Consider the following 23,115-nt stretch of genomic DNA (forward strand, 5'->3'; position numbering starts at 1 on the left):
TATATAGTATAATAGAAAAAAAGGAAAAATAACATGACGGAGGTAGCCTAATGAGAATTTTGATGATTGAAGATAACGAATCGGTATCAGAAATGATGAAAATATTTTTCATGAATGAGAAATGGGATGTTGAGTTTAAAAACGACGGGAAAGAAGGATTAGATGCTTTCCTAGAAAACCCAAAAAGTTGGGATATTATAACATTAGATTTAAATTTACCATCAATGGATGGTATCGCAATTTGCCAAGAAATTCGTAAAGTTTCAAGAGATGTTCCTATTATTATGTTATCCGCCCGTGATTCTGAAAGCGATCAAGTAATCGGTTTAGAATTGGGAGCAGATGACTACGTTACCAAACCATTTAGTCCATTAACGCTAATTGCGCGTATCAAAGCACTTTATCGCCGTTCTGAGCGTGTAGAAGTGATGGAAGAAGCTCCTCGATTGCATAAAACGTATGATGTCGAAACTAATCACGTAAAGATGAATATTAGCACGCGTGAAGCTTATGTTGATGGACAGTTAATTGAAGGTTTGACACTTAAAGAATTTGATTTATTGTTAACTTTGGCAGGCAAGCCTAAGCAAGTATTTTCTAGAGAGCAATTATTAGAATTAGTATGGGATTACCAATACTACGGTGATGAACGTACGGTAGATGCACATATAAAAAAATTACGTAAAAAAATGGAAACGATAGGTCCTAGCATTATTCATACCGTGTGGGGGATTGGCTATAAATTTGATGATAGCGGAGTCGTTGAAGAATGAAATATTTAGCCCAACAAATGATTGGGTTCTTCATCGTTATTTTGACGGTTATGATTGTAATTGGCCTGTCATTTAAATCGTTGACACGTCAAACCTTGGTGGGAAATTATTATGAGCAAATGCTTTCGTATGCACGAAGTCTTGTGACGATGACGCATCATAGAAATGGTGAGTTGCTTGATAATGTAGAGAACGCTGAAGAATTTTTGAAAAATCAAAAAATTGGCATGATTTATTTTGATGATGAAAGGCGTCTAGTCTATCCAGAAATTTCAGAGCATCAAGAACTCAGAAAACATCCACTATCAGAAAGTCAATGGAAACAATTATCAAACGGGGAAGAACTCTCGTTTACTCAAAAATATAAGATAGATGAACATCATGAAAAAGACTATGCGATTATCGTTTATCCAGTTTTTACCCGTGAACTTGATAATGAACTGATGGGAGCCCTAGTGATTTATCATCCTGTCAGTTTAATTAACGCCAGTATTAATGCGTTAACCCGTAATTTATTAACCGCCTTTTTAATCTCTAGTTTATTAGCGATAGTGTTTAGTTTTATTTTTTCTCAGTATCAAGTTAACCGAATTAATTTACTTAAAAAAGGTACAGCCAAAATAGCGAATGGTGAATTAGATGTCCAAATTCCTATTAGAACGGGAGATCACATAGATGAATTAGATGAACTTGCGATTTCATTTAACAAAATGGCTCACAAACTGCAAATATCTGACGAGGAAATTAAGTATCAAGAAGAGCAAAGGCGACGATTTATGGCCGATGCCGCACATGAAATGCGTACGCCCTTAACGACCATAAATGGGTTGCTTGAAGGAATCTCATACAACATGATTCCAGAAAGTCAAAAAGAGAAGACGTTTGAGTTAATGAGCAAAGAAACAAAACGTTTAATTCGATTGGTAAACGAAAATCTAGATTATGAAAAAATTAGAACTAATCAGATTCAGATGAAGCTAACAGTATTTAATGCTACTGATGTTTTATATTCTATTGCCACACAGTTATCGCAAAAAGCTCAAGAATTTGGAAATGAAATCATCGTTAGTGCTTCTAGGGAAATCGAGGTGCATGCAGATTACGATCGATTCGTTCAAATTTTGATAAATATTACTCAAAATGCGATTCAATTTACTCAAAATGGTAAAATCTATTTAAAAGCTTCTCGTGTTAATAATAGTACAGTTATTATGATTAAAGATACGGGTATTGGGATGACAGAAGAAGAAGTCCGTAATATTTGGGAACGTTACTATAAAGTTGATCCCTCACGTAAGCATAACAAGTACGGTGAATCAGGTCTTGGTTTAGCGATTGTGCAACAATTGGTTCGTTTACATGAAGGTAAGGTTGAGGTAACAAGTAAAAAAGGTCATGGGACAGCATTTATTTTAACATTCCCAGATCATCCAGATGAAATTTGAATAGTCAGTTAATATCAAAAACGAAAGGGGAACGTAGACGAATGGCGTTTATCCTTTCGTTTTTGTTTCTTTTCACATGAAAACTGCCTATAATAAACAGTAATAGATGATAAATGCAAAACGCAAATAGAAAAGGTGAGAAAATGTCAGAAAATTATAGTTATCCATTAAATGTGGACTGGTCACATGAGGAAATTACGAAAGTAGTAACAATGTGGGCGATGTTAGAAGAAGTTTATGAGCGTGGGGTTGACATAGAACAATTGCAAGCAGCTTATCGAGACTTTAAAAGTGTCGTTAAAAGTATAGGTGAGGAACGCACGTTAGGTCGTCACTATGAAGAGTTATCAGGTTACTCATTGTATCGTGTCATGCAGCAAGCTAAAACGATGACAAAAGGCAAGGTCAAAATGTAAGGAGTACATGATGGAGACAAATAGACTAAGCGAGCTCGTAAAAAGTTGGCTTTATGAGGCTGGGGATCGGATTAAACAGGCACTGAGCCAACCATTAGAAATGACAGAAAAAACAGATCGTACAGATATAGTGACCAATGTTGATCGTGAAATTGAACAATTTTTTGTAAATAAAATCGTTGAATATTTTCCAAATGATCGAGTCTTAGGAGAAGAAGGAACGAATCGTTATCTTGAACAAGAAACTGAACGGACATGGATTATTGATCCAATCGATGGCACACTTAATTTTTATAAGCAGCAAGACTATTTTTGTTTGATGTTGGCAATTGAGCAAGAATCGGGTGAGTCATTAGGATTTATTTATGAATTAATGCGGGATGAATTACTATGGGGTGGAGAAGCTTCGGGCGTTTATTTGAATGATGTGTTAGTTAAGCCTCCAGCGAATCAAACGTTAGTCGAAGGAATTGTTAGTCTGAATTCTGGGATGTTATTAGAGAATACATTCGCGTTACAAACGGTTGCTAAACAGGCAATCGGTGTGAGGATGGTGGGCTGTGCCGGCATAGGTATCAAGGAAGTTTTATTAGGTAAGCAAGCTGCTTATATTTCCTATTTACAACCGTGGGATTTTGCAGCCGGACGAATTATGGCAAAATCCTTAGGAATTGTTGTAGCAGAGATGAATGGACAAGAACTGACGATGACACAACGTCAGGCGGTTATTTTTGCAACGCCAGCTACCTATGAAGAGATAAAGAAAATGCAAGAATTGTAATTTTCTGAAAGTTTTTTATTGTCATGTTACCTTCTTTGTTGTTATAATAGAAAGTCGAGTAAATTAGTCGTGAAATAAAGACCTTGAAAAAGTAAGGAGCAATCAAGTGAAATTAAGAGAAGATATTAGAAACGTAGCGATTATCGCCCACGTTGACCATGGTAAAACAACATTAGTAGATGAATTATTACGCCAATCACACACATTAGACGAGCGTAAAGAATTGCAAGAGCGTGCAATGGACTCTAACGATATCGAGCGTGAGCGTGGTATCACTATTTTAGCGAAAAACACAGCGATTCAATACAACGGAACACGTATCAACATCATGGACACACCAGGTCACTCGGACTTCGGTGGAGAAGTAGAACGTATCATGAAAATGGTTGACGGTGTAGTTTTAGTCGTAGATGCTTATGAAGGAACAATGCCTCAAACACGTTTCGTATTGAAAAAAGCTTTAGAACAACACATTACGCCAATCGTAGTAGTAAACAAAATTGACAAACCATCAGCACGTCCTGAAGAGGTTGTTGATGAAGTATTAGAATTATTTATCGAATTAGGTGCAGATGATGATCAATTAGATTTCCCTGTTGTGTATGCGTCAGCGATTAACGGTACATCAAGTTTATCTGATGATCCAGCAGACCAAGAACATACAATGAACCCTATCTATGATCAAATTATCGAGCACATTCCCGCACCAGTTGATAACAGCGACGAGCCATTACAATTCCAAGTATCATTATTAGACTATAGTGATTACGTTGGACGTATCGGTATCGGACGTGTATTCCGTGGAACAATCAAAGTAGGGGATCAAGTATCATTAATGAAACTTGACGGTTCTGCTAAAAACTTCCGCGTTACTAAAATTTTTGGTTTCTTAGGACTAGACCGTGTCGAAATCCAAGAAGCAAAAGCTGGTGACTTAATTGCCGTTTCAGGTATGGAAGACATCTTCGTTGGGGAAACTGTGACACCAGTTGACCACCAAGATGCGTTACCGATTTTACATATTGATGAGCCAACTCTTCAAATGACATTCTTAGTAAACAACTCACCATTTGCTGGTCGCGAAGGTAAATTTGTTACGTCAAGAAAAATTGAAGAGCGCTTAATGAGTGAATTACAAACTGACGTGTCTTTACGTGTTGAAAACACCGATTCACCAGATGCTTGGATTGTTTCAGGTCGTGGGGAATTACATTTATCTATCTTAATCGAAAACATGCGTCGTGAAGGTTACGAATTACAAGTATCACGTCCAAAAGTTATTGAAAAAGAAGTGGATGGTATTCAATGTGAACCATTCGAACGTGTACAAATCGACACACCAGAAGAGTACATGGGTAGTGTTATCGAATCATTAGGTCAACGTAAAGGCGAAATGTTGGATATGATTAATTCTGGTAATGGCCAAGTAAGATTAATCTTCTTAGTACCAGCTCGTGGATTAATCGGTTACTCAACTGAGTTTATGTCAATGACACGTGGTTACGGTATTATGAACCACACATTCGATCAATACCTACCTAAGATTCAAACACAGTTAGGTGGCCGTCGTAACGGTGCCTTAGTGTCTATTGATACTGGTAAAGCAACCACTTACTCAATCATGAGTATCGAAGAACGTGGTACAGTTTTTGTTGAACCAACGACTGAAGTTTATGGTGGTATGATTGTTGGTGAAAACAGCCGTGAGAATGACTTAACGGTTAACATCACACGTGCTAAACAAATGACTAACGTTCGTTCTGCTAATAAAGACCAAACATCAGTTATCAAAAAACCAAAAATCTTAACATTAGAAGAATCATTACAATTCTTGAATGATGATGAATATTGTGAAGTAACACCAGAAAGCGTTCGTCTACGTAAACAATTGTTAGACAAAGGTGAACGTGAACGTGCGGCGAAGAAAAAGAAAAACGCTGAGCAAGAATAATTAAAAAAGCCAAGGCTCTTGGAACTGCCCCATCAAAGTGGGACAGTATCGAGAGCCTTGGCTTTTTTAGTGGAAATCAGTATCGTCAGACACTGGTAAGTGGCAAGAATATTCTTTTGATTTGAACGACAATTAGTTTAGGAAAACGCAATTACAAATGAACATTTGAGAATTCAATTTTGAAATATTCTAATTTTTTGTAAGATTGTACTAATTCGATGACCTCGTCACTTTCTTGTAAACAAGTAATTTTTTCTTGTTTAACGACAGGCGTATTTTCCGGTAATTCCAATAAAGCATTTACAAGCTTTGGAGGTGTCATGGCAATCTCGTTAATCTCTGTACTATCCTGGTCTAACATATTAAGATTGAAGTCTTTTTTTAGACGATGATAGACACTTTGGAAGTAGTTTAAGTCGTTTATCTTATTTTTATTGATATATTTTTCAGGTAAATAAGTATTTTGTAAAAAATAAGGAGTATCTTTATCACAACGCAAACGAGTGATTCTGTAGTAGGTTTGATCAGCTTTTAGGTTTAGTTTATTTAATATTTCTTGGTTGTGTTCGGGTGTTATTTCTAATACTTGGACCTTATCATTTTTAGATGGGAATAGTTCAATATCTGAAAATTCAACTAATTTTCTTTTTCTTGATCTGGAAATATAAGTGCCTTTTCCTTGAATACGAATTAAATATCCTTCGGTAGTTAACTCCTGAATCGCACGGATCACTGTAATAGAACTCACAGAATATTTTTCAATTAATTCTTTTTCACTATAAAATTTATCACCGCTCACAAATTTTCCAGAGTTAATCTCTTTTAGCAAATCTTCTTTGATTTTTAGGTATTTTGGGGTTCTCATTTTATCATCCTCATTATTCATCTCTTTAAATAATATAGTAACCTAAATTAACGAAAAAAGAAATGTTGACATCGCTATCATAATATAATAATATGTTAATATATTAAGTGTAAACGTTTTATAAGGAGAAGTTATGAAAAAATTTGAAATCAAAGAAGAGTTTTATTTAAACGGGGAACCACTCAAAATCTGGTCTGGTGCTATTCATTATTTTAGAATTCACCCGGATGATTGGTATCATTCATTATATAATTTGAAAGCACTAGGATTTAACACCGTGGAAACCTATGTCCCATGGAATATGCATGAAAAGAAGAAAGGTGAATTTGATTTTTCAGGGATTTTGGATTTGGAAAAGTTTATTCGACTAGCTGAATCCTTGGATTTACTAGTCATTGTTCGCCCGTCTCCTTATATTTGTGCAGAATGGGAATTTGGAGGTTTGCCGTATTGGTTGTTGAATGATAAAGAAATGCGTATTCGTTCTCGTGATGAAAGTTATCTAAAACATGTGGGCGATTACTATCATGAATTATTTAAGATACTAACGCCTTTACAAATTACCCAAAATGGCCCAATCATTATGATGCAGATAGAAAATGAATACGGTTCATTTGGGGGAGATAAAGAGTACTTGCGTAAGATAAAACATTTGATGCTTGAAAATGGTGTAGAAGTACCATTATTTACCTCTGATGGAGCTTGGGAAGCGACATTACAAGCAGGTAGTATGATTGAAGACGATATTTTGCCAACAGGTAATTTTGGTTCTAAAGGTGAAGAGAATTTTTCGAATTTGAAAGCTTTCCACGAATCACACGGTAAAAATTGGCCGTTAATGTGTATGGAATTTTGGGATGGTTGGTTCAACCGTTACCATGAGCCAATTGTGACTCGCGAAGTGGATGAATTAGTAGCGTCTATGAAAGAGGTTATGCTACTAGGAAGTATTAATCTTTATATGTTTCATGGTGGAACCAATTTTGGGTTTATGAATGGCTGTTCAGCTCGTGGTCCAAAAGATTTACCACAAATTACTTCTTACGATTATGGAGCACCACTAGACGAACAAGGGAATCCAACTGAAAAATATTATGCTATGCAACAAATGATAAAAGAAACATTCCCAGAGACGAAGCAATTATCACCTAAAATTAAAGCAACGATGAAACATGCGGGGATGAACCTTAAAGAGAAAGTAAGTTTATTTAACACTTTAGAGAGCATACCTAAAAAACAAACGAATGCTTATCCTCTTACGATGGAAAAACTTGAGCAACACTCTGGTTATGTTCTTTACCGTACAACTTACCGTAAAGATACTGATCAGGAAAAATTCAGAATAATCGACGGACGAGACCGTGCTCAATTTTTCTTGAATGAGCAATTGATTAGTACACAGTATCAAGAAGAAATTGGAGAAGACATTGAAGTGTTGATTACGGAAGAAATGAATACGGTCGATGTCTTAATTGAAAACATGGGACGCGTCAACTATGGTCATAAATTATTGACAGAAACGCAACGTAAAGGGCTAAGACAAGGTGTGATGTCTGATTTGCATTTCATGTTAGATTGGGAACATTATTCTTTAGATTTTGAAACGAGTGATTTTATCGACTTTTCAGGAGAATGGCAAGCTAATCAACCAGCTTTTTATCGATATAATTGTGAATTGACAACTATCGAAGACACGTTTCTTGATGTTTCCAAATTTGGTAAAGGAATTGTGTTAGTAAATGGTGTAAATATTGGCAGATTCTGGGAAACAAGTCCAATGCAAAGTTTATATATACCGAAACATTATTTGAAACAAGGTCATAATGATTTAATTATTTTTGAAACAGAAGGCAAGTATGCCGAGGAGATTCAATTGGTTGAACGACCAATTTATAAAGAAATGAAGGAGAATGTGTAATGAATATTGTGGGAACAAGAATTGATGGTAGGTTAGTCCATGGGCAAGTAGCAAATTTATGGATTCCTAAATTACAAGTTGAGCGCGTGATTGTAATTGATGAAAAAGTAGCCAATAGTGATATTGAAAAAAGTGGTCTACGTTTAGCAACACCAATGGGCGTTAAATTGAGTGTTTTATCACCTCAACGTGCAGCGGAACAGCTAGTAGGAGGACGTTATGGCAACCAACGCTTGTTTATTTTAGCTAAAGGCCCACAAGCTTTTGCGGAGTTAGTCAACAATGGTGTGAAATTAGACGCATTAAATGTTGGGAATATGTCAAAAAATGATCAAACACAAGCCATGACAAATTCAATTAATATCACAGGAGAAGACTATGAGGTGTTCCAAGAGCTAGCACAACAAGGCGTTAAGCTAACCGCTCAAATGGTACCAGGTACAAAGGAAGAATCATTTTTAGAAATAATGAAAAAATTTAATAAGGAGGGTAACAACTAATGACAATCGCACTTTGGCAAATTTTGTTATTGACACTTTATGCAGGGTATCAAATTCTTGATGATTTAGGAATTTGGAGTTCGCTGGCGCAACCGGTTTGGGCAGGTTTAATTTCCGGACTAATTATGGGGGATGTTGGTGCTGGATTATTAATTGGTGGAAGTATGCAGTTAACTGTTTTAGGGGTTGGAACGTTTGGAGGCGCCTCTAAAATTGATGCAAACTCAGGGACTGTTTTAGCAACGGCTTTTTCAGTTGGATTAGGGATGGAACCTGAACAAGCTTTAGCAGCAATTGCAGTGCCTGTAGCAAGTTTAATGATTCAAATGGATATTTTAGGAAGATTCTGTAACACTTTCTTTGCTCATAGAATTGACGCAAAAGTTGAAGAAATGGACTACCGAGGAATTGAAAGAAATTATTTAATGGGGTCAATGTCATGGTTCTTATCTCGTGCATTACCTGTTTTCTTAGCTTTAACTTTTGGTGGTGAAGTGGTAGATAAAATCGTAACAGTTTTAAATGGCGATTTAAAATGGTTAGGTGATGGTTTATCAGTAGCAGGTGCTGTATTACCAGCAGTCGGTTTTGCGATTTTATTACGATACTTACCGGTGAAAAAACACTTTGCTTATTTAATTCTAGGTTTCGTTGTAACGGCATTATTAACGACCGTATTTGGTAATGTACAATTAATTGGTGGGAACATGGCAGGTTTAGTCGAAGGATTCACAGGTAATTTCATCAGTTTACCAATGCTAGCGATTGCTTTAATTGGTTTTGCAATTGCATTGTTACAATACAAACGTTCAGGTGCTGATCTTACAACAACGGGTAGTAGCGTTGTTCGAGAAGAAGTATTAGGAAATAACGTGGTAACAAAACAAGAAGAAGGAGAGATTTTGGAAGATGAGCTATAAATTAGAGAAAAAAGACTTTAAGCAAATTAATCGTCGAAGCTTGATTGCTTTCCAATTTGGTTGGAACTATGAAAGAATGCAAGGCTCAGGTTACTTATATACTATTTTACCCCAATTAAGAAAAATGTATGGGGATGGCACTAAAGAACTAAAAGAAATGATGAAAATGCACACGCAAGTTTTTAATACCAGTAACTTTGTGAATACGCTAGTTACAGGGATTGATTTAGCTATTGAAGAAAAAGAAGGGGTTCGAGGTAAGGAAACGGTTCAAGGATTGAAAGTTGGTTTAATGGGTCCTTTTGCAGCCATTGGTGATTCTATTTTTGGTTCATTATTACCTACTATTTTAGGTGCTCTTGCAGCTAACATGGCGATTGAAGGGAACCCGTTAGGTTGTATTCTATGGTTAGCTGCATCAATAGGCGTGATGGTACTACGTTGGAAAATGTTAGAGTTATCTTATCGTGAAGGTGTGACATTAGTCACAACAATGCAACACAAGTTGTCTGCGTTGACAGATGCTGCTACTTTACTAGGTGTTTTCATGGTGGGTGCGCTGATTGCAACAATGATCAATGTTAAGGTTTCTTGGGCTCCACAAATAGGAGATTTAACCATAAATGTTCAGAATAATTTAGATATGATTTTACCAAGGTTATTTCCAGCGATGATTGTTGGTGTGGTTTATTGGATGTTAGGTAAGAAAAATATGACATCGACTATTGCTATTTTCATTGTCCTAGTGGTATCAGTTGCTTTATCTGCCCTAGGTGTCATTTCAAAATAACGTAGTCATTTCATATGAAGATGGTACTCAGAAATTAGTAACCTTTATGGTGAAATTAACCTGAGTACCATTTAACTTTGTTTTTTTTATAAATGAATGAGATCGTATAAATAAGGAGGTCTCTTTCAACTAGGTATCATTGTGGCGGAGAAGAGGATTGCTATTTTAAAGTTTTTAATAAATAGCTAGATTTTAATTGTATAGAAGGAGTAAGAGATGGCGGATATCATTATAACAGGACACGGTAATTTTGCACAGGGGATGAAGCATGCAGTTGAGATGATTATGGGTGAACAAGAAAAAATAAAAGAAATTCCTTTTATAGGGGAAGAACCTTTAGAAAGTTTTTCTAATAATCTTAAGCAATCAGTTAATACTTCTTTAGAAAACAATCAAGAAATAATTGTTTTTACTGATTTAAAGGGTGGCACACCATTTAATCAATCGATGTTATTGCATATGGAAAGTTCTGGAATTTATGTAGTGGGTGGTACCAATTTGGCAATGTTAATAGAGGCAATCAGTTTAAATATGTCAGAAATGAAAACTGAAATAATTCTTGAAAAAGTGATTAATTCTTCGAAAGATAGTATTTATTCCAGTTTAGATTTTAGTAAATAAAATAATTAATCAAATAAAATTTTTCAAGGAGGGGTTAATATGTTTTTTAAAACAGATGAAGAATTGACAGACTTAGGAGCACTCATCACGACAAGAGAGATTGAACAGCAGCCTAAATTATGGCAAGAAACTTTTGATATTTATCAAAAAAATCAAGAGGAAATTAATAAATTTATTAATGACTTTGCAAAAGAGTCACAACAGAAGGTGCGAGTTGTTTTTACTGGTGCCGGGACCTCAGCTTATGTGGGGGATGTTGTTAAACCGCATTTAGTTCGCTATGGGGATAACGAGCGTTTTATTTTTGAAGCGATTCCAACAACTGATATTGTAGCAGCTCCTTACGATTATTTAAAACCTGAAGAGCCAACTATTTTAGTGTCGTTTGCAAGAAGTGGGAATAGTCCGGAAAGTGTAGCGACGGTTGATATTGCGAATCAAGTGGTGAAAAACTTACGACACTTAATCATTACATGTGCTCCAGAAGGACAATTAGCTCAATCCGGTGCTCAAGATGACAAAGCGTTTGTGATGTTAATGCCAGCTTTATCAAATGATAAAGGCTTTGCGATGACAGGAAGTTTCACGTGTATGACTTTAGCAAGCTTATTAGTTTTTGATGATACACATACCAATAAAGCCGAAATGGTTGAGCAAATGAGTGCCATGGGTGAACAAGGGATTAAACTTGAAAATGAAATTAAATCGTTAGTTGATTTAGAGTTTAATCGTGTGGTTTATCTAGGGTCAGGTGCGTTGTCTGGGTTAACGCGTGAAGCGCAATTAAAATTATTAGAATTAACTGCAGGTCAAGTGACGACAGCATTCGATTCTTCGTTAGGTTTTCGACATGGACCTAAATCATTTGTTGATGAAAAAACGCTAGTATTTACTTTCATTAGCAATGATGCTTACACAGCACAATATGATGTGGATATTTTAGAAGAAATTAAAGGGAATGAAATCGCTGTTGCTACAGTGGGAATTGCGCAAAATACGACCACGTATTCAGGTCAATCGATGATAATCGAGAGTGAACAATTGTTACCGGATGCGTATCTTGCTTTACCATATATTGTAATTGCTCAGACGTTTGCTTTATTAACATCAGTAAAGGTTGAGAATAAGCCAGATACACCATCTCCAACAGGGACTGTAAACCGTGTTGTTCAAGGCGTTATCATTCACGAATTAAATAAATAGATAAGAGGGAAGAAAGATGAAAAATTTAACAGAAGCTCAAAGAAAACATATGGATAATTTGTCAACCGAAGCAGGAGTTATTGCTGCTTTAGCAATTGACCAACGTGGTGCTCTACGTAAAATGTTAGCAGCTGAAGGATATGAAGGTGATGTTGAACAAGCTGCGATTGAATTTAAAAAATTAGTATCAGAAGAATTAACCCCTTTTGCAAGCTCAATCTTATTGGATCCTGAGTACGGATTACCCGCTTCGGAGGTACGAGCAGAAGAAGCAGGGTTATTATTAGCATATGAGCAAACAGGTTATGATGCTACCGAAGCGGGACGTTTTCCGGATTTAATCACAAATATGTCGGCTAAACGTATTAAAGAAGCAGGCGCAGATGCTGTTAAATTCCTATTATACTATGATGTAGATGAACAGGCTGAAATTAACGAACGTAAGCATGCATTTGTTGAACGTATCGGTTCGGAATGTGTAGCAGAAGAAATTCCCTTCTATTTAGAGTTGTTATCATATGATGCTACTAATGAGGATAATGCAAGTGCAGCTTTTGCAAAAGTAAAACCTCATAAGGTTAACAAGATGATGGAAGAGTTTTCAAAACCTCGTTATAATGTGGATGTTTTAAAAGTTGAAGTACCAGTCAATATGAAATTTGTAGAAGGCTATGCTGAAGGAGAAGTTGTTTACACTCGTGAAGAAGCTTTAGCTGCTTTTAAAGAGCAAACAGAATCAACAGATTTACCATTTATCTTCTTAAGTGCGGGCGTTAGTGCGGAATTATTCCAAGAAACGTTACGTTTTGCTAAAGAAGCAGGTTCAACATTTAATGGCGTATTATGTGGTCGAGCAACTTGGAAAGATGGCGTGGCAATCTTCGTTAAAGAAGGAGAAACCGCAACTCGTGAATGGTTAAGAACACAAGGTAAAGCCAACATTGTGTCATTAAACGAAGTGTTAAACGAAACAGCTACTTCATGGCGTGAATAAAATTTCAGACATTATAGAATTGTTAGCTAATCTAAGTGGAAGTGTATACTAAAAATACGCTTTCGCTTTTTTATAGGTAGTATTTACTGTAATTTTCTGATAAAATGAAAGAGTCAGTTAAGTGTGAAAAGCTTAACCAAATCAATTTCCATTTAGGAGGAATTTTCAAATGGCATTAGTATCAGCAGCAGAAATGTTGAAAAAAGCACGTGAAGGTAAATACGCAGTAGGAGCTTTCAACACAAACAACTTAGAGTGGACAAAAGCAATCTTACAAGGTGCGCAAGAATCTAACGCTCCAGTTATGATCCAAACATCTATGGGTGCAGCTAAATACATGGGTGGCTACCAATTATGTGTTCACATGGTGGAAGATTTAATCGAATCAATGGGAATCACTGTTCCTGTTGCATTACACTTAGACCACGGTGAATATGAAGATGCATTAAAATGTATCGAAGTTGGTTACACTTCAGTAATGTACGATGGTTCTCATTTAGACTTCGACACAAACATTGAACAAGCTAAAGACGTAGTTGCGAAAGCTCACGCTAAAGGCGTTTCAGTTGAATGTGAAGTTGGATCAATCGGTGGGGAAGAAGACGGTATCATCGGTTCTGGTGAATTAGCTGATCCTCAAGAATGTAAAGCAATGGCTGATACAGGAATTGACTTCTTAGCAGCAGGTATTGGTAACATTCACGGTTCATACCCAGAAAACTGGACTGGATTATCATTTGAAACTTTAGCTGAAATCGCTGAAATCACTGGTGGTAACTTACCATTAGTATTACACGGTGGTTCAGGTATTCCTTTAGAGCAAGTTCAAAAAGCTATCTCTTTAGGCGTTTCAAAAATCAACGTTAACACTGAATGTCAAGAAGTATTTGCAGCTGCAACACGTAAATACATCGAAGAAGGTAAAGACTTAGAAGGTAAAGGTTTTGACCCTCGTAAATTATTAGCTCCAGGAACTGAAGCGGTTGTTGAATTAGTTAAACAACGTATCGAATGGTTCGGTTCAAAAGATAAAGCTTAATTTATCTTTATTAATGGATAATGAAAAACTCCCTGAATTTTTCAGGGAGTTTTTGTTTATTCTTTTTTATCGACAAAATAATAAATATCTTCTTTTAATTTTGCTAAAGCTTTTTCCCAAACAGCTTCGGCTTCCATGACATAACAGTCTGCGTCTATAACTTTTCCGTATTGGTACTCATCAGGTGATAGTAAGTCTAAGACACGGTCATAGCGTTGTGTATGTTGGCTGAAGTCATGACGTAAACTATCAATCGTAATCGTTTTATCAGGTAAAATGACATCATAACGAAATGTTCCGTGTTTACGAAATAAATAATCAGGTTGAATCATTTCTTCTACGCCATGCAGGCTCGTGTTACGAGCTAGTGGGGCACCCAGCATTACAATTTTTCCTTGGCGTCGTTTGACCTCACGAAAAGGCGAGTTAGCCCCGACTGGTGAAAAATCATATTGATGTTGTTGGGCGATTTTCTCAGCATCTTTTCCCCAAATGGTGACGCTGTGTGTAGGATGAAGGCTTCTAAAGGTATTTGGAACGTGGCGCATTGTTTCTGGAATAATACCAATACAAGCTGGTGTTTCGTTTAAATTAAAAATAGGTTCCTCAGGGCGAACGCTTTCATAACTTAAGGTAGGAATCATCAAAGTTCCTTCGCTGACCGTGCACTGTAACGCTTTAATAACGTCTAATGGTGTGATTTGTGAGTTATTTTTTCCGCGGATAGCATTAAATGAAGAATGTACGACAATAATGTCAGACTTTTTAATTCCTAGTTGAGATAAATCTTTAACGAGTTGTTGATAGCGCATTAATAAATCTCCTTCTGTATATGTAGTACCTCTACTATAGTCATAATCTGTTTGATTTGTAAACGATAAATGTAATCGTTTTAAATTTATAGTTAAAATGATTGCACATTTAACTTTAAAAGTATAGACTATATTTATAAAGTATCAGTTAATAGGAGGAGAAAAAATGGAACACAAACAATTAAAAGCGTTTCCTAAAGACTTTTTGTGGGGATCAGCATCAGCGGCGTATCAAGTAGAAGGCGCATGGAATGAGGATGGTAAAGGGCCATCAGTTTGGGATGAATTTGTAAAAATTCCTGGTAAAACGTTTAAAGCTACAAACGGTGAGTTAGCGGTTGATCATTATCATCGTTATAAAGAAGACATCGCGTTAATGAAAGAACAAGGTTTAAAAGCGTATCGCTTTTCAATTGCTTGGACACGTATTTTTCCTAACGGCCGTGGTGAGCTCAATCAAGCTGGCTTAGATTTTTATATTAATTTAGTAGATGAATTGATTGCGAATGGTATTGAACCGTTAGTGACGTTATATCATTGGGATTTACCACAAGCTTTGCAAGATGAATATATGGGATGGGAATCTCGTAAAGTGATTGATGATTTCGTCAACTACGCGTCAGTTTTATTTGAAACATTCCGTGGTAAAGTAAAGTATTGGATTAGCTTGAATGAACAAAATATTTTTATTCAGTTAGGTTACTTAATGGCCGTTCACCCACCAGCAGTTATTGATCCTAAACGTATGTATGAAGCGAATCATATTGCCAATTTAGCGAATGCATCAGTCATTAAAAAATTCCATGAAATGAATATGCCAGGTCAAATCGGTCCAAGTTTTGCCTATACACCAAACTATTCATTTGATAGTAACCCAATGAATGTACTGGCAGCTGAAGATACCGAAGATATTATGGCGAATTTTTGGCTAGATGTTTATGCATGGGGTGAGTATCCAATCTTTGCGATGAACTATTTGAAAGAACAAGGCATCGCACCAACGATTGAACCAGGTGATATGGAGTTATTAAAAGAAGGGAAACCTGACTTCTTAGGCGTTAACTACTATCAAACAGCGACACATGTTTTCAATCCATTAGATGGTGTTGGCATGGGTAAAATGAATACAAGTGGTAAAAAAGGCTCAAGTGAAGAAACTGGAATGCCTGGTGTTTCTAAGAAAGTCGCTAATCCATTTATCGACCGTACAAACTGGGATTGGGAAATTGACCCGCAAGGTTTACGTGTCGCGCTACGTCGTATGACAAGCCGTTATCGTATGCCAATTTTAATTACGGAAAATGGTTTAGGAGAATACGACAAAATTACTGAAACAAATGAAATTCATGATGATTACCGCATTGCTTACTTAAGTAGTCACGTTAAAGCGATTCAAGAGGCAATCACAGATGGTGTAACAGTGTTAGGATACTGCACATGGTCATACACTGACTTATTAAGTTGGTTAAATGGCTATCAAAAACGTTATGGTTTTGTCTATGTTGACCAAGATGAAACGCAAAATGGTAGTTTAACACGTTATAAAAAAGATAGTTATTATTGGTATCAAAACGTGATTGCAACTAATGGAGAAGAGTTATAATAAATAAATTAAACGTGTAGAAGGCTAAGACTTCTACACGTTTCTTTGTGAAAAAACAAGCCGCTAAACTTGTAGCGACTTGTTTTAAACAGATTAAATATACTTCTCAGTCAAACTCATAAACTCCTCAATATCAGCTTTCAAGATATTGATACCATTTTGCCAGAAGTCTGGTTCGGTTAAATCAACATTTAAGTGTTTTTGTGCTAATTCTTCAGTAGTCATTGAAGCAGTATCACGTAGTAGGGCGATGTAATCTTCCTCAAAGTTGCCTTCAGATTGTTGGGCGTACGCGTAGATACCTAGGCTGAATAAGTAACCGAATGTATAAGGGAAGTTATAAAATGGTACATCATCAATATAGAAATGTAATTTGCTTGCCCAGAAATGTGGGTGGTAAGAAGCTAATGAGTCTTGGTAAGATTCTTTTTGCGCATCCAACATTAATTGCGTGATTTCTTCATCAGATAACACGTGCGATTGACGCGCTTCATGGAAATTGTTCTCAAAAATAAAACGAGCATGAATATTCATAAACATCGCAATCGCATTTTGCATTTTTACATCTAATAAATTGATTTTTTCTAAATCAGATTGTGCTTGTTTTAAGGTAGCGTCAGCAACGATTAACTCGGCAAAGGTACTAGCTGTTTCAGCTACATTCATCGCATAATCTTGGCTCATACCTGGTAAATCCCACATAACATGGCTATGATAAGCATGACCTAATTCATGGGCCAAGGTTGCCACTTCATTAATAGAACCGCCGTATGTCATGAAAATACGTGATTCTTGGCTTTCAGCTAAACCAGTACAGTAACCACCAGGACGTTTGCCAGGACGGTCTTCAGCTTCAATCCAGCTCTTTTCAAATGCCATTTGGGCAAAGTCAGCCATTTTAGGACTAAATTTAGCAAAGTTTTCGATAATAAACTCAGCGGCATCATCAAACGTATAACGTGTTTCTTCTAAATCCCCTAAGACGATAGGCGCATCTTGATCTTGCCACTCCATTTTTTCTTTACCGAATAGTTGGGCTTTGCGTGTTAAAAAGTCGATGAATAGTTGTTTGTTTTCGGTAATCACTTGCCACATCATGTCTAGTGTTTCTTTTTGCATGCGATTATATTTTAATGGTGTTTCTAAGAAGTCAGTTGTGTTATGTAATTCATAATTAGCTAAACGGAACCCTTGTAAGTGGTTTAGAGTGTCAGCGAAAAGTGGTGCTTTTTCGGCCCAAGTTTTTTCCCACAGCTCAAATAATTCGGCACGAACGCTTGCGTCGTTATCGCCCATCATACGGTTGAAGGCTTGACCGGCTGATAATTTTTCGCCTTTATAATCAATGATAATACTTGCGACGATTGTATCGTAATGTGAACTCCAAGCATTGAAACCATCGATTGATAATTGGTTAATGATTTTTTCTTCTGGTTTAGACAATAATTTTTTTCCTTTTTCACGAACTTCAGCCAAGTTAAATAAAAGCCCTTGTTGGTTGGCTAAGGGACTTGCTTCTAGTGTTGTCCATTCGTCATCGGTTAAGTTTGAAACTTTTTCCATAAAGGTATTGTAAGCATTTTGGAATGTCGCGCTTAATTGTTGAAGGCTTCCAAAAAGCGTGCCAGCTTTTTTATCGTGAACGTCAGCAGATTGGATGGCATTAATGAAACTGCCAGTTTGCGAAAAACCCTTGCTGATCTCGTCAATCGTTGCGATGACGTTAGTTAATTCGTTAAACGTTGGGGCATCTTGATGAATATCCCATGTTTCGACTAATTCTGTAAAAGATGTGATTTGTGTGTTAAGTTTGTCTAAACGTGCTTGTAGCTGTGGTGATGAAGAACCTCCTGGAAAAATTGATTCTAAATCCCAATTAATAGCATATGTCATACTAACACTCCTTTCGTATTAAGATAATTATAATGCAAGAAACGATATTTGATAACCAATTTGGTTAAAAAATTATCATTATTTTTTAATGCTTATATTAGATGTGTTATGATAGAAAAGGTAAAAGTGAGGTGTTTTTATGAAACAGTTAATGAAATCAGGTTATATTTATTTAATAGCAGCGCTTGCTATTATGGGAATTCTATTTTTTAGTTCATCTCAAACGTATGAACAACAGTCACAAATTGGCTTGTTGTCTCGATTATTAAAAAATGAACCGTTCAAAGAATCGTTGATGAGCATTAATTTTAGCTATGCTGGGAATGAAATTAGTATCGCTGCTAAGGGATACTTTAGCTTTGTTGAATTTTTTATTCGCAAAGGTGCACATTTCTTTACCTATTTTGCACTAGGTATTAGTTGGTTTTTGATTTTGAATAGGCAGATAAAAAGTGTGTTGTTAGCGAGTATTGTGAGTTGGCTATCAGCAACTGGTTATGCTGGCTTGGATGAATTTCATCAAATGATAACAGGTGGTCGCACACCACTTGTTGAAGATATTATGTTAGATAGTATCGGTGCATTAACAGGCGTAGTCATTTGTTTATTAGTGTTTGCGATTAAACAGAAAAAATAAAAGCATGTGAAATTAATTTTTCACATGCTTTTTTTGTTGGTTTGCATACTTATTAGTGAAAGGGGGATGACATGAAAGACTTGATGTTGGAATTGTTTGAACAAGCGGTGAGAAAACAGGCCAGTGATCTCTATATTTTTCCCTCGAAGACAGAGTATGAGTTGACCTTGAGATGTCAAAATCAAAAAGAGTTACTTAAAACATTAAGTTTTGAAGAAGCCGAGAAATTTATTTTGTATTTGAAATATTTAGGCAATATGGATGTCGGAGAGCGGCGCAAAATCCAATTAGGATCAGCCGTGGTGACATTATCGACGGGGCCAGCACGCCATATTCGTTTATCTTCGGTGGGTGATTATCAAAATCGTGAAAGTTTAGTGGTGCGCTTTTTGAATGATTTAGAGAATGAACGAGATTTTAGAGTAGTAAATACAGAAGCTTATCAGAAAATTCAAACGCTAATGGCAGGTAAAGGGTTATTTGTTTTTTCAGGGGCGACGGGTTCAGGTAAAACGACGATGATGTATCACTTAGCAAGAGAATTTGCGTTAGCCGGGCAGCAAGTGATTACGATTGAAGATCCCGTCGAATTAGCGATGCCGATGTTTTTGCAATTACAGGTTAATGAGAAAATCGAATTGAATTATCAACGGTTGATTCAACTATGTTTACGTCATCGACCGGATATTTTAGTGATTGGTGAAATTAGAGATAGTCAAACAGCGCATGCCGTCGTAAGAGCCGCTTTAACGGGACATACCGTCTTAACGACGGTTCACGCGATGGATACGATTAATGTGGTGACACGCTTGCTTGAGTTGGGTGTATCAACACATGATTTAAAGCAAGTGCTAAAAGTGGTGGTCTTTCAAACGATGACGGTGTTAGAGCAAGAAGAAACAGAACTTGAAGGGAAAGAAGGTGTGCTATATCAAGCAGTTGAATTAGAGTTGCTAAGGCTAGATGCTGCGTATTGGCAGAGGAGAGATGTAGGTGAGAAGAGGTGAATGATAAAACTAAGTATAGGGCGTCTAATTCAGTATGGAAAACGACGTTGCGGGGGAAATCCAGCAAATTATCAATTCAATTGCAGTTAAATGTCATGCGCATGTTAGCAGATATGTTAAACAACGGTTTTTCTTTTCAAGAAAGTTTAGCATTTTTGGGGTTGATATATGAGAATAAGGCAATCTTGTTTCAACAAGTTGGGCAAAGGGTGATTGAAACAGGAGCGATTGCGCCAGGGTTTAAATTGTTAGGGCTTAAATCACAGTATTTAGCTCAAATCAACTTAAGTGAGCGTCATGGTGATTTAGCCGGGACGTTCTCACGTATCGCAGGTCAATTAGCTGATTATCAGAAACAAAAGAAAAGTTTGATTAAAGTTTTATTTTATCCATCAGTATTACTTTTATTTTTAGCCATGATGCTGTTATTAATGAAATTCTACTTGCTTCCTTCAATGGCTTTCGTTAGTAGTAATAAAAACTTTGGGATTTGGTTAGTAGAAATGAGTCCATATGTGATGTTGAGCTTGTTTGGAGGAGTGTTAGGGCTTTGGATAGCGTTAGCTTATCACAAAAAAACACAGACAGCACGGGCACATTATCGACTCTTAGCCAAATTGCCGTTAGTGGGACGGTTGACGAAAGTTTACACGACCTCTTATCTCGCACATGAATGGGGCAAGTTACTAGCGCAAGGGATTGAATTGACGGAGATTGTGATTATTATGAAAGAACAAGAAAATACGAAATTAATGCAAGAACTGGGCCTGGTTTTTCAAGAAGCCTCACAAAGAGGGGTGGCTATTTATGAAGTGTTAGCGGAGTTTTCGTTTTTTTTACCAGGTTTCGCTATCATTGTGAGGCAAGGCGAGCAAAAAGGAAAATTGGCGGAAGAGTTGCATCTATACAGTCAAAAATTATGGGAAGAGTTGCTTAACAAAATTGAACAACTCACCAACTATTTACAACCATTGATTTTTTTATTAGTTGCGGTGATGATTATTGCCATCTATGCGGCGATGTTGTTGCCAGTTTATCAAAATATTGAGGTGTTCACATGAAAAAAAGAAACTATCAAGGTTTTACATTGTTAGAAATGATGGTAGTGCTGTTTATTATTTCGGTTTTAGTTTTATTATTTGTTCCTAATTTAACTAAACAAAAAGATAACGTCGATAAAAATGGAAAGGAGGCCCTCCAATCAGTAGTTGTTTCACAGTCAACGTTATTTAATATGAATGAATCTGCTGAATTGACGTATGAAAATTTAGTCTCATCAGGCTATTTAACTGAAGATCAAGCCCAAAAGGCCCAAGATTGGGGGATCAGATTACCATCAAATTAATAAAAGCAATTAATTACGAAGCTTTTACTTTGATTGAAATGCTTGTGGTACTAATGGTCGCTAGTGTAATGGTGACGTTACCCGTATTGAGTTATCAAAAATGGCAGCAAAAAATAAGCAATCAACAAGTGATAAGTGATTTTGAAAATGGCTACTATCGCACGCAGTTGTCGGCGATTCAAGTATCAAAAAGATCTTATATTTATCTTGAAAAAGCAGGATGTGTAACGTTTGTTTATTTTGATTTAGATGAGAATCAACGAACAGAAGTTATAGAATGGCCGGCTTCGATTAAGACAAGTGACGAGGCGACGATTACTTTTTTGGCTAATAGTGGTGGCGTCACCAAGGCACTGACTTATTCGTTGGTCGATAGTCTGAATGAAATAAAAATAATCTACACCATTCAATTAGGAAGTGGAAAACTTGTCAAAAAAATCGAAAGCTTATAAAGGGGTTATTTTGTTAGAAAGTCTTATGGGACTCATGATAATCGTTGTATTGACCGTACTGATTATGCCGATAATTGTCCAATTGAAGTTATCGGAAAGTCAGGCTAATCAGCAACTGCAAGTTAACCGTTATTTATATGAGGCCACCCGTGATAAATGTTTGAATACCGAACTAGCCAATCAATCTTATCGTCAAGACAATGAGTTCTACCAAGTTAAGATTGAAACGAGTCATCAAGTGATTTCAAAATTATCATTAATCCGTGGTACAAATGAAGAAGAGTCGGTGATGTTAATTGAAGAGAGATAACTATCAAGGGTTTACCCTAATTGAAAGCTTATATACTTTATTGGTGTTAGCTTTTATTTTGTCTTTTTTTCAACCGTTTATTCGTTATCTGGCATTGTATCAGGAACAATCAGCCAATCAAGCAGAAATGGCGTGGCAAATATTTACGGATCAATTAGAAGAAGAATTATTAACGGGAAAATTAGTAGCTTGTAGTGAGACAACGATTGATTATCGCAATAGTGAAGACAGTTATTTTATTATTGAGAAATATAACTACCAAATTAGAAAAAAGACAGTTACTACTGGTCATCAACCATTGCTTTTAAATGTTGCAAGTTGGCATGTGACACAACGAAATTCGCAACAATTATATATTGAGGTAACTTTTTTAGACGGGACGGTTCGTAGTTGCTATCAAGGATTTAAACAGGTGGTGGGTTCAGATGAAGCAACACACTAGCAACTATAAAGGGAGTATTCTTGTATCGCTTTTAATCTTAATGTTGATGTATATGACCGTTTTTAATTTTATCATGCATCGATACGACCAACAACAAGCGCTTGTCTCAACTAGTATTAAACGTAACAAAATCGAAACATTGGCTAATTTAGCTCAATTTTATTTAGAAAACAACTCTCCCCCAGAGACTGGAACACTGGTATATTCAACGGGACAAGTAATGTATGAAAGAAAAACAACAGATAGCTTTAGAATTGAAATTAGTCTGACAACCGGTGAAAAAAGAGCACGTAATCTTGTGATTAACCCTAAAGAAGAGTCAACAGATAAATAAACCTTTATTAGTGGTTTGCGTAAATGGCCATTAATAAAGGTTTTATTGGTTTACACACCAAAAT

General features: G+C 36.3%; 25 protein-coding genes. 22 read left to right on the top strand and 3 right to left on the bottom strand.

The features are described 5' to 3' along the window. The first annotated feature begins 50 nt into the window (after positions 1–50). From FA707_RS01445 to typA, 5 genes are all read left to right on the top strand, one after another. On the top strand, positions 51–773 hold the full coding sequence (locus FA707_RS01445; RefSeq protein ID WP_136952555.1) for a response regulator transcription factor: 723 nt from the start codon (positions 51–53) through the stop codon (positions 771–773). Further along, positions 770–2,218, top strand: coding sequence for a sensor histidine kinase (locus tag FA707_RS01450; protein WP_136952556.1), 1,449 nt, complete (start codon positions 770–772; stop codon positions 2,216–2,218). Before FA707_RS01445 ends, FA707_RS01450 begins: the two co-directional genes overlap by 4 nt. A gap of 143 nt (positions 2,219–2,361) precedes the next feature. Then, a complete protein-coding gene (locus FA707_RS01455) occupies positions 2,362–2,634 on the top strand; it encodes a UPF0223 family protein (protein WP_136952557.1) in 273 nt (90 codons plus the stop codon). Between the two features lie 7 nt (positions 2,635–2,641). After that, a complete protein-coding gene (locus FA707_RS01460) occupies positions 2,642–3,415 on the top strand; it encodes an inositol monophosphatase family protein (RefSeq protein ID WP_136952558.1) in 774 nt (257 codons plus the stop codon). A 106-nt stretch (positions 3,416–3,521) separates the two neighbouring features. Continuing rightward, positions 3,522–5,366 carry a translational GTPase TypA gene (typA, locus tag FA707_RS01465; protein ID WP_136952559.1) on the top strand — a complete coding sequence of 615 codons (1,845 nt, stop codon included), beginning with the start codon at positions 3,522–3,524 and terminating at the stop codon, positions 5,364–5,366. A gap of 151 nt (positions 5,367–5,517) precedes the next feature. Here the strand turns inward: typA and agaR are convergent, their stop codons facing one another. Further along, positions 5,518–6,231 (bottom strand): transcriptional regulator AgaR, encoded by a 714-nt coding sequence (gene agaR / locus FA707_RS01470; protein ID WP_136952560.1) that lies wholly within the window; start codon positions 6,229–6,231, stop codon positions 5,518–5,520. Positions 6,232–6,364: 133 nt separating this feature from the next. Between agaR and FA707_RS01475 the strand changes: the two genes are divergently transcribed. The 8 genes from FA707_RS01475 (at position 6,365) to FA707_RS01510 (ending at position 14,216) form a co-directional block, all read left to right on the top strand. Further along, positions 6,365–8,149, top strand: coding sequence for a glycoside hydrolase family 35 protein (locus FA707_RS01475; RefSeq protein WP_136952561.1), 1,785 nt, complete (start codon positions 6,365–6,367; stop codon positions 8,147–8,149). Further along, complete coding sequence (locus FA707_RS01480; RefSeq protein WP_136952562.1) at positions 8,149–8,649, top strand: PTS sugar transporter subunit IIB; 501 nt, start codon at positions 8,149–8,151, stop codon at positions 8,647–8,649. Before FA707_RS01475 ends, FA707_RS01480 begins: the two co-directional genes overlap by 1 nt. Next, positions 8,649–9,569 (top strand): PTS mannose/fructose/sorbose/N-acetylgalactosamine transporter subunit IIC, encoded by a 921-nt coding sequence (locus FA707_RS01485; protein ID WP_136952563.1) that lies wholly within the window; start codon positions 8,649–8,651, stop codon positions 9,567–9,569. The genes FA707_RS01480 and FA707_RS01485 overlap by 1 nt, the downstream gene beginning before the upstream one ends. Continuing rightward, on the top strand, positions 9,559–10,359 hold the full coding sequence (locus tag FA707_RS01490; RefSeq protein WP_136952564.1) for a PTS system mannose/fructose/sorbose family transporter subunit IID: 801 nt from the start codon (positions 9,559–9,561) through the stop codon (positions 10,357–10,359). Before FA707_RS01485 ends, FA707_RS01490 begins: the two co-directional genes overlap by 11 nt. A 216-nt stretch (positions 10,360–10,575) precedes the next feature. Further along, the gene (locus tag FA707_RS01495) at positions 10,576–10,980 is read left to right on the top strand and encodes a PTS sugar transporter subunit IIA (RefSeq protein ID WP_136952565.1); all 405 of its coding nucleotides are present in this window, start codon (positions 10,576–10,578) and stop codon (positions 10,978–10,980) included. Positions 10,981–11,019: 39 nt separating this feature from the next. Then, positions 11,020–12,183, top strand: coding sequence for an SIS domain-containing protein (locus FA707_RS01500; protein WP_136952566.1), 1,164 nt, complete (start codon positions 11,020–11,022; stop codon positions 12,181–12,183). A gap of 16 nt (positions 12,184–12,199) precedes the next feature. Beyond that, positions 12,200–13,177, top strand: coding sequence for a tagatose-bisphosphate aldolase (gene lacD / locus FA707_RS01505; RefSeq protein ID WP_136952567.1), 978 nt, complete (start codon positions 12,200–12,202; stop codon positions 13,175–13,177). 169 nt (positions 13,178–13,346) lie between these two features. After that, positions 13,347–14,216, top strand: coding sequence for a class II fructose-bisphosphate aldolase (locus tag FA707_RS01510; RefSeq protein ID WP_136952568.1), 870 nt, complete (start codon positions 13,347–13,349; stop codon positions 14,214–14,216). A gap of 56 nt (positions 14,217–14,272) precedes the next feature. Here FA707_RS01510 and FA707_RS01515 read toward each other — a convergent pair whose 3' ends face one another. Next, on the bottom strand, positions 14,273–15,028 hold the full coding sequence (locus FA707_RS01515; RefSeq protein WP_136952569.1) for an AAC(3) family N-acetyltransferase: 756 nt from the start codon (positions 15,026–15,028) through the stop codon (positions 14,273–14,275). 166 nt (positions 15,029–15,194) lie between these two features. Between FA707_RS01515 and FA707_RS01520 the strand changes: the two genes are divergently transcribed. Then, the gene (locus FA707_RS01520) at positions 15,195–16,631 is read left to right on the top strand and encodes a glycoside hydrolase family 1 protein (RefSeq protein ID WP_136952570.1); all 1,437 of its coding nucleotides are present in this window, start codon (positions 15,195–15,197) and stop codon (positions 16,629–16,631) included. Positions 16,632–16,724: 93 nt separating this feature from the next. On the opposite strand, the gene FA707_RS01525 is transcribed toward FA707_RS01520, so the two are convergent. Continuing rightward, positions 16,725–18,524, bottom strand: a complete 1,800-nt coding sequence (locus tag FA707_RS01525; protein WP_136952571.1) for a M3 family oligoendopeptidase — start codon at positions 18,522–18,524, stop codon at positions 16,725–16,727. Between the two features lie 139 nt (positions 18,525–18,663). On the opposite strand from FA707_RS01525, the gene FA707_RS01530 reads away from it, so the two are divergent. From FA707_RS01530 to comGG, 8 genes are all read left to right on the top strand, one after another. Further along, complete coding sequence (locus FA707_RS01530) at positions 18,664–19,161, top strand: VanZ family protein (RefSeq protein WP_136952572.1); 498 nt, start codon at positions 18,664–18,666, stop codon at positions 19,159–19,161. Positions 19,162–19,232: 71 nt separating this feature from the next. Next, positions 19,233–20,168: a competence type IV pilus ATPase ComGA gene (comGA, locus tag FA707_RS01535; RefSeq protein ID WP_136952573.1), complete on the top strand. Its 936-nt coding sequence runs from the start codon at positions 19,233–19,235 to the stop codon at positions 20,166–20,168. Further along, positions 20,165–21,229: a competence type IV pilus assembly protein ComGB gene (gene comGB, locus FA707_RS01540; protein ID WP_136952574.1), complete on the top strand. Its 1,065-nt coding sequence runs from the start codon at positions 20,165–20,167 to the stop codon at positions 21,227–21,229. Before comGA ends, comGB begins: the two co-directional genes overlap by 4 nt. After that, positions 21,226–21,513 (top strand): competence type IV pilus major pilin ComGC, encoded by a 288-nt coding sequence (gene comGC, locus FA707_RS01545; protein WP_136952575.1) that lies wholly within the window; start codon positions 21,226–21,228, stop codon positions 21,511–21,513. Before comGB ends, comGC begins: the two co-directional genes overlap by 4 nt. Continuing rightward, positions 21,486–21,965: a competence type IV pilus minor pilin ComGD gene (gene comGD / locus FA707_RS01550; RefSeq protein WP_138420961.1), complete on the top strand. Its 480-nt coding sequence runs from the start codon at positions 21,486–21,488 to the stop codon at positions 21,963–21,965. Before comGC ends, comGD begins: the two co-directional genes overlap by 28 nt. After that, the gene (locus FA707_RS01555; RefSeq protein WP_136952577.1) at positions 21,940–22,275 is read left to right on the top strand and encodes a hypothetical protein; all 336 of its coding nucleotides are present in this window, start codon (positions 21,940–21,942) and stop codon (positions 22,273–22,275) included. Before comGD ends, FA707_RS01555 begins: the two co-directional genes overlap by 26 nt. After that, entirely contained in the window at positions 22,262–22,717 is a 456-nt protein-coding gene (gene comGF / locus FA707_RS01560) for a competence type IV pilus minor pilin ComGF (RefSeq protein ID WP_136952578.1), read from the top strand. The genes FA707_RS01555 and comGF overlap by 14 nt, the downstream gene beginning before the upstream one ends. Continuing rightward, positions 22,701–23,051 carry a competence type IV pilus minor pilin ComGG gene (gene comGG, locus FA707_RS01565; RefSeq protein WP_136952579.1) on the top strand — a complete coding sequence of 117 codons (351 nt, stop codon included), beginning with the start codon at positions 22,701–22,703 and terminating at the stop codon, positions 23,049–23,051. Before comGF ends, comGG begins: the two co-directional genes overlap by 17 nt. Positions 23,052–23,115 lie beyond the last annotated feature (64 nt).

Source organism: Vagococcus zengguangii, assembly GCF_005145005.1.
GTDB lineage: Bacteria > Bacillota > Bacilli > Lactobacillales > Vagococcaceae > Vagococcus_A > Vagococcus_A zengguangii.

Bases quoted from the DNA above. Each gene is read 5' to 3' on its own strand.
- FA707_RS01525 (WP_136952571.1), bottom strand. From the start codon at position 18,524: ATGACATATGCTATTAATTGGGATTTAGAATCAATTTTTCCAGGAGGT.
- FA707_RS01450 (WP_136952556.1), top strand. From the start codon at position 770: ATGAAATATTTAGCCCAACAAATGATTGGGTTCTTCATCGTTATTTTG.
- FA707_RS01485 (WP_136952563.1), top strand. From the start codon at position 8,649: ATGACAATCGCACTTTGGCAAATTTTGTTATTGACACTTTATGCAGGG.
- FA707_RS01480 (WP_136952562.1), top strand. From the start codon at position 8,149: ATGAATATTGTGGGAACAAGAATTGATGGTAGGTTAGTCCATGGGCAA.
- FA707_RS01500 (WP_136952566.1), top strand. From the start codon at position 11,020: ATGTTTTTTAAAACAGATGAAGAATTGACAGACTTAGGAGCACTCATC.
- comGC (WP_136952575.1), top strand. From the start codon at position 21,226: ATGAAAAAAAGAAACTATCAAGGTTTTACATTGTTAGAAATGATGGTA.
- FA707_RS01460 (WP_136952558.1), top strand. From the start codon at position 2,642: ATGATGGAGACAAATAGACTAAGCGAGCTCGTAAAAAGTTGGCTTTAT.
- FA707_RS01530 (WP_136952572.1), top strand. From the start codon at position 18,664: ATGAAACAGTTAATGAAATCAGGTTATATTTATTTAATAGCAGCGCTT.
- FA707_RS01455 (WP_136952557.1), top strand. From the start codon at position 2,362: ATGTCAGAAAATTATAGTTATCCATTAAATGTGGACTGGTCACATGAG.
- comGG (WP_136952579.1), top strand. From the start codon at position 22,701: ATGAAGCAACACACTAGCAACTATAAAGGGAGTATTCTTGTATCGCTT.
- agaR (WP_136952560.1), bottom strand. From the start codon at position 6,231: ATGAGAACCCCAAAATACCTAAAAATCAAAGAAGATTTGCTAAAAGAG.
- FA707_RS01445 (WP_136952555.1), top strand. From the start codon at position 51: ATGAGAATTTTGATGATTGAAGATAACGAATCGGTATCAGAAATGATG.
- FA707_RS01495 (WP_136952565.1), top strand. From the start codon at position 10,576: ATGGCGGATATCATTATAACAGGACACGGTAATTTTGCACAGGGGATG.
- FA707_RS01520 (WP_136952570.1), top strand. From the start codon at position 15,195: ATGGAACACAAACAATTAAAAGCGTTTCCTAAAGACTTTTTGTGGGGA.
- comGA (WP_136952573.1), top strand. From the start codon at position 19,233: ATGAAAGACTTGATGTTGGAATTGTTTGAACAAGCGGTGAGAAAACAG.
- FA707_RS01490 (WP_136952564.1), top strand. From the start codon at position 9,559: ATGAGCTATAAATTAGAGAAAAAAGACTTTAAGCAAATTAATCGTCGA.
- FA707_RS01510 (WP_136952568.1), top strand. From the start codon at position 13,347: ATGGCATTAGTATCAGCAGCAGAAATGTTGAAAAAAGCACGTGAAGGT.
- FA707_RS01515 (WP_136952569.1), bottom strand. From the start codon at position 15,028: ATGCGCTATCAACAACTCGTTAAAGATTTATCTCAACTAGGAATTAAA.
- FA707_RS01475 (WP_136952561.1), top strand. From the start codon at position 6,365: ATGAAAAAATTTGAAATCAAAGAAGAGTTTTATTTAAACGGGGAACCA.
- lacD (WP_136952567.1), top strand. From the start codon at position 12,200: ATGAAAAATTTAACAGAAGCTCAAAGAAAACATATGGATAATTTGTCA.